Origin of the sequence: Staphylococcus sp. HMSC62D11, assembly GCF_001839145.1 — a bacterium.
In the GTDB taxonomy this organism is placed as follows: domain Bacteria; phylum Bacillota; class Bacilli; order Staphylococcales; family Staphylococcaceae; genus Staphylococcus; species Staphylococcus lugdunensis.
The window spans coordinates 87,339-97,856 of sequence record NZ_KV840185.1; the positions used below are offsets into that span (position 1 = coordinate 87,339).

Annotated in this window: 10 protein-coding genes; 5 read left to right on the plus strand and 5 right to left on the minus strand. The window is 33.8% G+C overall.

The window, feature by feature from the left end; all coding sequences use genetic code 11:
- Positions 1–21 precede the first annotated feature (21 nt).
- The 3 genes from HMPREF3267_RS05005 to HMPREF3267_RS05015 form a co-directional block, all read right to left on the minus strand.
- Complete coding sequence (locus HMPREF3267_RS05005) at positions 22–771, minus strand: membrane protein (RefSeq protein ID WP_002492056.1); 750 nt, start codon at positions 769–771, stop codon at positions 22–24.
- On the minus strand, positions 764–1,678 hold the full coding sequence (locus HMPREF3267_RS05010) for an ABC transporter ATP-binding protein (RefSeq protein WP_062078422.1): 915 nt from the start codon (positions 1,676–1,678) through the stop codon (positions 764–766). Before HMPREF3267_RS05010 ends, HMPREF3267_RS05005 begins: the two co-directional genes overlap by 8 nt.
- A 90-nt stretch (positions 1,679–1,768) precedes the next feature.
- On the minus strand, positions 1,769–2,440 hold the full coding sequence (locus tag HMPREF3267_RS05015) for a response regulator transcription factor (RefSeq protein ID WP_062078420.1): 672 nt from the start codon (positions 2,438–2,440) through the stop codon (positions 1,769–1,771).
- A gap of 278 nt (positions 2,441–2,718) precedes the next feature.
- Between HMPREF3267_RS05015 and HMPREF3267_RS05020 the strand changes: the two genes are divergently transcribed.
- The 3 genes from HMPREF3267_RS05020 to HMPREF3267_RS05030 all read left to right on the plus strand — a co-directional run bounded on the left by HMPREF3267_RS05020 (position 2,719) and on the right by HMPREF3267_RS05030 (position 6,589).
- Positions 2,719–3,996, plus strand: a complete 1,278-nt coding sequence (locus tag HMPREF3267_RS05020; RefSeq protein WP_062078418.1) for an MFS transporter — start codon at positions 2,719–2,721, stop codon at positions 3,994–3,996.
- A gap of 20 nt (positions 3,997–4,016) precedes the next feature.
- Positions 4,017–5,432 (plus strand): glycoside hydrolase family 32 protein, encoded by a 1,416-nt coding sequence (locus HMPREF3267_RS05025; RefSeq protein ID WP_037540913.1) that lies wholly within the window; start codon positions 4,017–4,019, stop codon positions 5,430–5,432.
- Between the two features lie 179 nt (positions 5,433–5,611).
- On the plus strand, positions 5,612–6,589 hold the full coding sequence (locus HMPREF3267_RS05030) for a LacI family DNA-binding transcriptional regulator (protein ID WP_002461073.1): 978 nt from the start codon (positions 5,612–5,614) through the stop codon (positions 6,587–6,589).
- 189 nt (positions 6,590–6,778) lie between these two features.
- On the opposite strand, the gene HMPREF3267_RS05035 is transcribed toward HMPREF3267_RS05030, so the two are convergent.
- Positions 6,779–7,183, minus strand: a complete 405-nt coding sequence (locus tag HMPREF3267_RS05035; protein ID WP_002479219.1) for a hypothetical protein — start codon at positions 7,181–7,183, stop codon at positions 6,779–6,781.
- A gap of 296 nt (positions 7,184–7,479) precedes the next feature.
- On the opposite strand from HMPREF3267_RS05035, the gene HMPREF3267_RS05040 reads away from it, so the two are divergent.
- Positions 7,480–8,358, plus strand: coding sequence for a YwqG family protein (locus HMPREF3267_RS05040; RefSeq protein WP_070823863.1), 879 nt, complete (start codon positions 7,480–7,482; stop codon positions 8,356–8,358).
- A gap of 244 nt (positions 8,359–8,602) precedes the next feature.
- On the opposite strand, the gene HMPREF3267_RS05045 is transcribed toward HMPREF3267_RS05040, so the two are convergent.
- Positions 8,603–9,166 (minus strand): GNAT family N-acetyltransferase, encoded by a 564-nt coding sequence (locus HMPREF3267_RS05045; protein ID WP_002479217.1) that lies wholly within the window; start codon positions 9,164–9,166, stop codon positions 8,603–8,605.
- A gap of 344 nt (positions 9,167–9,510) precedes the next feature.
- On the opposite strand from HMPREF3267_RS05045, the gene HMPREF3267_RS05050 reads away from it, so the two are divergent.
- On the plus strand, positions 9,511–10,518 hold a 1,008-nt coding region (locus HMPREF3267_RS05050; protein WP_070866793.1), incomplete at its 3' end, for an MFS transporter.

A 10,518-nucleotide genomic window follows, 5' to 3' on the forward strand; every position in this document is an offset into this window, starting at 1 on the left:
CCCATTCACCTTACTTATCATTTAATACGTTACTTTATTCACTAACCATCGCCCTAAAGCTAAAATAACGATACTTAAACCTATACCTAAAAACCAATATTCCACATGAAACGTACTCATGCCATTAAGGTATTCTTCAAGTATATTTTTAAATCCATGCATTGGAGAATTTTTATAAATAATAATAAATTCTTTATCAATATATTTTAAAAGACGTAAGAGTCCCGCACTATAGTAGTAAATAATTAGCGTTAAAATCATTGAAAAAATACCATTTATTTTCAAGCTATTCAACACGTGTACTAATGCTAACGCACCAAAAACCAATGGCGCCATATTGCAAATAGATATAACAAAATCATGTAATGACTTCATGTCTTTATTAAAAACTGTTAGGCCCATGCCAATGGTCACAAGAATACAAATCACACATAATAGTACAAAATACACTAAGAATAATAGAAACTTAGACCAATAAATAATTCCTTTTGAAATATCAAATGATAGACTTTGTTTTATTATTTGTCTATTTTCTCTACTGTTGACGAGCAAATTCATAGCTGAAGCAACAAACATAATTGGTATAGCCCCACTAATAACATTACCGTAAAGGTATTTTGCTCTACTATATGGAAAATTATTTGTCGTATGACCAAAATTCACAAGCGTGAGTGCCGCTAAAATAATTAATCCAGAAATGATAGCAGTATATAAATAAATACCTTTACTATGTGTCAACCGATAGTTTTCACTTTTAAGATAGTTAATCATTCTTGCCACCTCGATTCATTTTCAAGAAATAATCTTCTAAATTCGCTGATTGCATGCTTAATTCATATACTGTCACACCATGTTGGAACATTAGTGTATTAATCTGACTGTATTTTATCTGACTTTCAAAAATGATTAATGTATCATCTTGTAACACGTTGTATTTCACACCTGGAATATGCTCCTCAAGCACTTGTGCCGCATGTGCTGTATCATCGACAGTCATAACTAGTTGCTTGGCACTTTGTTGATTGAGTTCTTCTTTCGTTATATCTTGCATGATTTGGCCTTGGTCAATAAAGACAAAGCGCTGTGCCACTTGTTGTAATTCACTTAAAATGTGGCTTGATAATAAAATGGTAATACCGTGCTCTTGATTTAAACGTAAAATTAAATTACGAAAATCTTTTATTCCTTGTGCATCAAGGCCATTAATAGGTTCGTCTAACACTAATAAATCAGGTCCATTCAACAGTGCCAACGCTAAGCCTAAACGCTTTTTCATACCTAATGAATAGGCTTTAAATTTTTTTGTCACATTATCAAGTTCTACCGTTCGCAATACTTCATGGATATGATGATTGCTCGACATTCCTCTTTGAATACTAAAATATTTTAGATTTTGAAACGCAGTAAAACGGCCAATAAATGTTGGCTGTTCAATCATAAACCCAATTCGCTTACGCGTTTGTTGCTTAATTGTTGCCTGCTGTCCAAATAGCTCAATTTGTCCGCTATCTGGTTCAATTTGATGTGCTAATAATTTAAAAAATGTCGATTTTCCTGCGCCATTTCGACCAATAAGTGCGCAAATTTGACCTTGATACAATTTAAAATCCGTTGGCATTAAGCCATGAGCACCTTTGTATTTTTTACTTAACTGTTGTGTTTGAATAACTAGGCTCACATTATCATCTCCTCTTATAATGTTACCTTTACTTTAACTTGAAAATACTTAAAGTCCTTTAAGTAAAATATAAAAAAAGTATAAAGATTGTTATTCAAGCATAAAACCGATACCCCATACCGTTTTAATATAAGATTCATCACTGAAGGCAGCTAATTTTTTTCTAATATTAGAAATATGTACATTCACTGTATTGTCATCACCTAAATAGATACCTTGAATATTTTCATAGATTTTTTGCTTAGAAATCGGTTGTTCGGGTGTCAACATAAATAAACATAGAATATCGTATTCAGTGTTAGTAACATTGAGCACCTGATTTTTAACTTGCACCTTTCTTGTTTGTTTATCTATCGTAAGATCTCGCCACGTTAAGATATCACCTTGACGTGGCATCTGTTGCAAATTGCGCAATTGTACATCAATCCGTGCAGCTAATTCTTTTGTATCAAACGGTTTGGTTAAATAATCATCGGCGCCACTGCTTAGCAAACGTACCTTCTCCTCAACATCTGTTTTAGCAGAAATAACGACGACTCTGCTGTTGGCATGTGCTTTAATATAGCTTAATATTTCTTCTCCACTTACCTCTGGCAACATTAAATCTAATAGAATTAAATCAAATTGGTCTTTTTCTAACGTTTCTATTGCTTCCTGTCCAGAAAAATTTAACGTCGTTTTAATATGCATCTTTGTCAAAGTAAGCGATAAAATATGTGCGATATCTATATCATCTTCAATAATTAAAGCATGATAACCCATTGTAATTCTCCTTTTTATTTTTTACATCGATTATAGTGTAACACGATTCAAATGCTCGACGTACTTATGATGTGTATGCATTCTAGTAAAGCTGTTAAACAGCAATGAGTTCAATAACATCGTTTAATTTAAAAGCGCGCTAAGACTTCCGGAAGTTTAAATTTGTATATCCTTACATCCAAACATTATATGTCATCCGGTTGACATATTTTTAGAAAGCGATTACACTTTAACTAAATTAAGAAAGCGTTTTCTAAAATGATATAAGGAGGTCTATTATGAAACCTACACATTTCATAGCTACCTTTAAAAACAAATCTTATTTACAAAGTTCATTAATGTTCATGCTCTTTTTTGCTTCATGGAGTATTTGGTGGTCATTTTTCCAAATTTGGCTTACTTCAGATAGCAACGGTTTAGGTTTAACTGGCAGAAAGGTTGGTACTATATATTCGGCCAATTCTTTTGTCACACTCATATTGATGTTCATCTATGGCATTATCCAAGATAAATTAGTTATCAAACGGTCATTGCTTATTTTCTGTTCACTCTTTTCAACTTTCGTTGGCCCATTTTTCATTTGGCTTTACGCACCATTGATTCAAAATGTGTTTTGGTTAGGTGTTGCTTTAGGTGCTATCTTCCTATCTTGTGGTTTTTTAGCGGCTGTGGGCGCATATGAAGCTGTTGGAGAAAGATTCAGTCGTTTCTTTAACTTTAATTACGGTCAAGCACGTGCATGGGGATCATTCGGATATGCCGTAATGGCACTTGTTGCCGGTTTCACATTTGTTATCAATCCACATTTAAATTTCTGGTTAGGCTCATTGCTTGGTTTAATATTATTATTAACCATCATCTTTTGGAAATCTGATGAAGAAATCAATGCTAAGGAACGTATTGAGGATAACGAAGATGAAGCCGTTCCATCAATGCATCGTATCTTATCATTATTAAAAGTAAAAGACTTATGGATTATTATTATATTTATTACATTTTCATGGTCTTTCTATACGATATTCGACCAACAAATGTTTCCTGATTTCTATACGAAACTATTTTCATCTACTAGTGTAGGGCAGCAAATGTACGGCACATTAAATTCTGTACAAGTATTTTTAGAGGCAATTATGATGGGTATTGTGCCAATTATCATGTCAAAAATTGGTGTGCGTAAAACGTTACTTTTAGGTGCGACTGTTATGTTTTTACGTATTGGCCTATGTGGCATTGCTCAAGGACCTATTAGTGTATCATTTATAAAAATGTTCCATGCTTTAGAAGTTCCTCTGTTTATTTTGCCGATTTTCAGATATATTACCTTGCATTTTGATACAAAATTATCCGCTACTATATACATGGTAGGTTACAATGTATCTGCTCAAGTTGGTCAAGTGATATTATCAGGTCCACTCGGTACATTAAGAGACCATATTGGCTATCAACCGACATTCTTTGTTATCTCTTCAATCGTCTTATTGGCAGGTGTTTTTGCCTTTGTTACATTAAGAAAAGATGACGAATATGTCTTTGGAGATCCTTTTATTAGAGAATAAATTAAGGAGTGTTAATAAAAATGGAGACGCAAAATACAAATGCAATTTCAAATGATAGATATCGTTTGGGCTATCATATTATGCCTAAATCAGGATGGATAAATGATCCAAACGGCTTTTCCTATTTTAATGGCTACTATCATATCTTTTACCAGCATTATCCTTATGCGCCTGAATGGGGGCCAATGCATTGGGGACATGCGCGCAGTAAAGATTTAGTACATTGGGAAACATTACCTATCGCTTTAACTCCAGGAGATACAGAAGATAAAGATGGCTGTTTCTCAGGTACCGGTATTGTTAAAGATGACACTTTATATTTATTCTATACCGGCCATCACTATTATGGTGATAATGACCCCGATCATTTTTGGCAAAATCAAAACATGGCTTTTTCACAAGATGGTCTACATTTTACCAAATATCAACATAATGCGATTATTCCTAAGCCACCTGAAGATAATACACACCACTTTAGAGATCCGAAAGTCTGGCAACACGGAGATGACTACTATATGATTGTTGGCAGTCAAAATAACGAATCCTTAGGACGTATTATTCTTTATCGCTCACACGATTTATTATCATGGGATTACATTGGTCCTGTTGATATGTCTAATGGTCAACAAATCGAAGGTTATATGTGGGAATGTCCAGATTTATTTGAATTAGACGGTCAGCATGTCTTACTCTTTTCACCACAAGGCATGGATGCAGAAGAAGAACAATATTTAAATTTATTCCAAAATGGGTATTTCGTGGGTGATTTTGATTATGACAACCATCGATTTACACGTGATAACTTCAAAGAACTGGATCATGGTCATGACTTTTATGCACCTCAGACGATGCAAACACCTGATGGTAGACGCATTTTAATTGGCTGGATGGCTATGTGGGAAAGCCATATGCCTGAAAAAGAAGATGGTTGGTCAGGTGCACTGACATTACCACGTGAACTTCATTTAAATCATGGCCACTTATACATGACGCCTATCGAAGAATTAAAGCAATTGCGTAAAGATGAAGGTGTACATGATACGATGACAGTTAGCGAACGTACGCTATTATCAGAAGGTATGAAACAAGTTGAACTTAATCTTTTACTTCCTCAACAGAACTTTAAACTTCAATTGACGAGTCAGCAAAGTGAATTATTATCTGTTGACTACGATGCAACAAAATGTAAGTTTACCTTATACCGTAATGATTTAAATGATTGCAGATACACAACCATCAAACCATCAGCTCAGCTTAAACTTCAAATGTATATTGATACAAGTTCAGTAGAATTGTTTATTAATGATGGTGAAGCTGTATTTACAGAAAGATTCTATAGCGAAACTGCCCCTAAGATATGGGTTTCTGCAGATTCACCTATCAAACTTAATACTCATATTTATGAACTAGCAGAAAACGCCATCCAATTTGATTAAATCAAAACAATAAAAAATAATCATATCTCATTGTTTTATGAAGCGGGATTACGAAGTCAACGTTGTGTATACAATCGAAAGTTAACTTTGATCCCGCTTCTGTTTCATTTGTATCGCATTCTGGTTATGAAAAGTGCATAATAAAGTTAATAATCTATATGGAGTAGGAGTGTCACACAATGAAACCTAAATTAGAAGATGTTGCTAAGCTCGCGCAAGTCTCTAAAACAACGGTATCACGTGTCCTAAATAACCGAGGCTATATAAGTCAAGAAACGAAAGATAAGGTTTATCATGCAATGCAAAAGTTGAATTATCAACCAAATTCCGCAGCTCGCCAACTCTATCAACAAAAAACAAATATAATTGGCTTGCTCTTTCCAACGGTTGCCAACCCATTCTTTGGTGAACTTATCTTTGAATTAGAAAAAAGGCTGTATGATAAAGGTTATATCGTTATAATTGGTAACTCAATGAATAATCCAGAAAAAGAACGTCATTATATTAATCAATTATTATCAAACCAAATAGATGCACTGATCGTTGGCACGCATAATATTGGTATTGAACAATACAATAATAGAAACTTACCGATTGTGGCCATTGATAGAGTTATGAACGAAGATATACCAGATATTCGTTCAGACAATCTTAATGGTGGTATTATTGCTACAGAACGTCTTATCCAACAAGGCGCGCGTCATATCATTCATACCAATGGGCCTATTGATGTGAATACGCCTGCCAATCTAAGACAAACCGGTTATGAACAAACGATGCATAAACATGGTTTATCACCAGTGACCTATACTGTTGATTTTAGCTTAGGCTACGAAGAAAAATCAGCAATTTTTAATCGTATTTTTCAAGAACATCCTAACGTTGATGGCATCTTTGCCTCCAATGATACAGATGCTATTCAAATCTATCATCTTGCCCAAGTACTCGGTAAACGAATACCAGACGATTTGAAATTGATTGGTTATGATGGAACTCAACTCATGAGATATATGCATCCTTACTTAACAACAATCATCCAACCTATCAGTCAAATTGCGGATAAAGCCATAGACATCTTAGAGCAAAGAATTCACAATAAGGCTACGCATCAAGAGTATATTTTTCCAGTTGAATTGCATGAGGGAACGACAGGGTAATTTAATAAAAAGGCTCTTTTCGTATAGTGAGTTAATAATTTCTAAATTAGTACATAAATTCAAAGGTGTATTTCCTGAGAAATATAGGAAACACACCTTTTTTTGCTTTCTTACATTATTATAAAACGCAATATAGCGATGAAAAATTTATTTTAACAGAATTTTTCATCGCTAATCGTAATATATCGTTTATTTTACAATTTTATATTCAACTGTATTAAGGTTTGGTGTTGGGCCTGATTTAATAATAACTTGGATTCTTTTATTTTGCTTTGCTGCTGACGTAAAAGTGTCAACTGTCTTTTTCTGTGCGTGGTTGCTAGCTAAAATTGACGCTTCTACAGGAATGCTATATTTACCAAATAATTCTGATACGATGCCTGCCCACTTATTAATATTTTTATATTTTTTAGGCATGGATGACGCCATTGATTTAACCTCACCTTTGCTAAGCGTGTATTTAGAAAGAACTTTACCTTCAGCATGTGCGGTGTGATTGTTTTGTGAAACTGGATTAATGTCGTTTGGCAAATTAAATGCTAATGGAGAAAGGATAATGGTACTTGCAATAATTGTTGCTAGTTTCTTTTTCATTATAAAACTCTCCTTTTAATTTTATTCAAACATATCTAACAACCACTGCAAATGTAACATAATTTTACTTACGTTTCTTGTAAAAAGGTATTTCTATCGAAATCACTTGCACAATTTAAATAACATCATTTACCTTTATCGGTTGTTTATCCCAAATTTCATATAATAATATTGGGTATACTTGAACCTAACGAAGTACCTATCCAAGGGATGCGTTAGCGCATACAAAACTATACAGTGATATGCTTTTACTTTATAATGGCATTGTATTAATTCATACAGAAGGAGCTGTTCATATGCTAAACATTCAAGATGTCAGCCATCTTTCTGAAGAGGAACAGACGGTTTATAACCGCTTTGTCGAATCGGTGAAGCAGAGCAATCTGCCGGTACGTCCATGCATTAAAATGGAACTATCTGAAATGCAAGATGAAACTTTACTTAAAAGTAAGATTGGCGGAGTTCCATTTTTAAAGTCAGTGGATGATATTCCATTGGATGAAAATATAGAGCCTATGGCCTTGTTAGCACAGATTAACTTAAGCGAACTTCCAGAAGAACAAAAAGTATTTCCTGTAAATGAAGGAATAATACAATTCTGGATTAGTGCACAGAATGAAATGTATGGTTTGTCTGATGAAAAAGAAAATGACAAGCCAAATTCAAGTCTTATTTATATTAAAGACCCAGTTACGAATTTAACATTTGAAGACGTACGTGCTCATATGGATTCATTGGCGTTTGATAAAGAGAATATTCCATTTGATGGAACGTTTTCAATAGAATACAAGCTTACTGAACAAACAATATCTTCTTCTGATTATAGATATGATGAAGATTTACGCTCAATCTGGAATAAAGTTAACCCTTCATTTAAGTTAGAATCAATGTTTGATGGCTATGATGATTTAATGGAACTTGTATTTAATACGTTCTCTGCTGAAGAGCCAAGCAACCAGCTAGGCGGCTATCCACTATTTATGCAAGCAGACCCAAGAGCTTATGACAAAGGATTAAGAGTATATGATACGCTCTTACTACAGATTGATTCTACAAAAAAAGGCAATGCTAAAATTATGTGGGGAGATTTAGGAATTGGTAACATCTTTATTAAGCCCGAAGATCTCTTAGCTTTGAAATTTGATGATTACATGTATACTTGGGATTGCGGATAATGTGAAACGTCCACACTTAATTAATTCTCTATTTCTAGGCGCAATGAATAACGTTATCGTTTAGAACCTGGGACATAATTATGTTTTAAGTTATGAACTCTATATTGGCATTAGTTGACTGGATTGAAAATACGCGTATGCCAAGCTTTTTCAATCCTAGTCAACCTTGCCAGGGCGGGACTACGAATTCATTATGAATTTTGTCCCGCTCCCATAAATGATGACACTTATCCATGAAAAATTCTCAATTATTTAACGATAATGAATGATCATACTCTTCTCGCAACAAACTATATACATAACTATCAGAGAATTTTCCGTGCAATCTTTCATTGCTTCTTAAAGTACCTTCTTTTGTGAATCCAAGACGTTGAGGTATTGATTGACTTTTTTTATTATCGGTACTCATACAAATCTCGATACGATTTACATCAAATTCCTCATAAATGTAACGAATTAAAGCTTCAGTACATTTAGTCATAATCCCTTTCTTTTGAAAAGTTTCTGCTAAGTAATATCCTATCGATGTTTTTTTATTAACTAAGTCCAAATAATGCAATCCAATGACGCCGACAAGTTCTCCATCGAACCAAATCCCACTGTGAAAGCCATTGCCATCACTAAATTGTTGTAGCGCCGAACGTATAAACTTTTTACTATCTTCAACTGTTGTTGTGTATTCAACAAAAGGTAAAAATTCGGATAGATACTCACGATTTGAATCTACCAGTTTGAAAAGAAGGGGTGCTTCACGTTGTTCTAGTATTTTCAAACTAATACTTTCATCTATTTTATATCCAAATATCATTATTATCCCTCCATGATTTATAAATAATGATTAGCTAAATTAATCAACAGGTTGATATAACGCATCTACTTCAGCAATCTCTAATCTTTCGAAATGAATACTATTATTGACTTGAAAATCAAATATCTTCATCATGCTCCCTTTAACATACAATAATAAATTATCATTATACTAACATATCCTTACCTCATTCTCGACCACAATCCATATATTTTATTATGTATTTTTAACCGATAATATTTTAATAACTAATTTGTTTTTATTATAAAAATATTATTCCATTACCAAGAAAATTATATTAAGATGATGTTAAGTATTTGTAAATTTAATAAAGGGGTGTTGAAATGTTCAACTTTTTAAAGCCGCCAGCAGCTAAACAACAACTTCCACAAAGTGATGTTGATGCAACTTATAAGCGTTTGCGTTGGCAAGTATTTTTAGGCATTTTTATTGGCTATGCAGGCTATTATTTACTGCGCAAAAACTTTTCTTTAGCAATGCCAGCTTTGATTGAACAAGGATTTAGTAAAGCAGAACTCGGTATTGCATTATCTGCTGTTTCTATTGCTTATGGATTTAGTAAATTTGTGATGGGGACGGTAAGTGATAGAAGCAATGCACGTATCTTTTTAACAGTTGGCTTAATCCTTACGGCCGTTGTGAACTTATTATTAGGATTTGTACCATTTTTCACATCTAGTATTCTTATTATGTTCATTTTATTATTTCTCAATGGTTGGTTCCAAGGCATGGGATGGCCACCGTCTGGTCGTGTACTCGTGCATTGGTATAGTGTGAGTGAACGTGGTAGTAAAACAGCAATTTGGAATGTTGCACATAATATCGGTGGTGGATTAATGGCGCCACTAGCAACTTGGGGTATTTTTGTGACAGCACAATATCATTTAGGCTATTTAAAAGGGTTTGAAGGTGCGTTTATCTTTCCTGCATTATTAGCCATCATTGTAGCTATTATTGCCTTCTTTTTAGTTCGTGACACACCACAATCACAAGGATTGCCACCAATAGAAGTTTATAAAGATGACTACCCGACGTCTAAGAAAGAAACATTTGAAACTGAACTCACTACAAAAGATATTTTGTTTAAGTACGTGCTAAATAATAAATGGGTTTGGGCTATCGCCTTTGCCAATATCTTTGTTTATTTTGTACGCTATGGTGTGCTTGATTGGGCACCTACTTATTTGAGTGAAGAAAAAAGTTTTGATCTTAAAAGCTCTGGTTGGGCTTATTTTCTATATGAATGGGCTGGAATACCTGGCACAATTATCTGTGGTTATCTATCTGATAAAGTTTTTAAAGGAACGGTTTACCAGGCTGGAATACCTGAG

Bases quoted from the DNA above. Each gene is read 5' to 3' on its own strand.
- HMPREF3267_RS05025 (WP_037540913.1), top strand. From the start codon at position 4,017: ATGGAGACGCAAAATACAAATGCAATTTCAAATGATAGATATCGTTTG.
- HMPREF3267_RS05045 (WP_002479217.1), bottom strand. From the start codon at position 9,166: ATGATATTTGGATATAAAATAGATGAAAGTATTAGTTTGAAAATACTA.
- HMPREF3267_RS05040 (WP_070823863.1), top strand. From the start codon at position 7,480: ATGCTAAACATTCAAGATGTCAGCCATCTTTCTGAAGAGGAACAGACG.
- HMPREF3267_RS05005 (WP_002492056.1), bottom strand. From the start codon at position 771: ATGATTAACTATCTTAAAAGTGAAAACTATCGGTTGACACATAGTAAA.
- HMPREF3267_RS05030 (WP_002461073.1), top strand. From the start codon at position 5,612: ATGAAACCTAAATTAGAAGATGTTGCTAAGCTCGCGCAAGTCTCTAAA.
- HMPREF3267_RS05020 (WP_062078418.1), top strand. From the start codon at position 2,719: ATGAAACCTACACATTTCATAGCTACCTTTAAAAACAAATCTTATTTA.
- HMPREF3267_RS05035 (WP_002479219.1), bottom strand. From the start codon at position 7,183: ATGAAAAAGAAACTAGCAACAATTATTGCAAGTACCATTATCCTTTCT.
- HMPREF3267_RS05015 (WP_062078420.1), bottom strand. From the start codon at position 2,440: ATGGGTTATCATGCTTTAATTATTGAAGATGATATAGATATCGCACAT.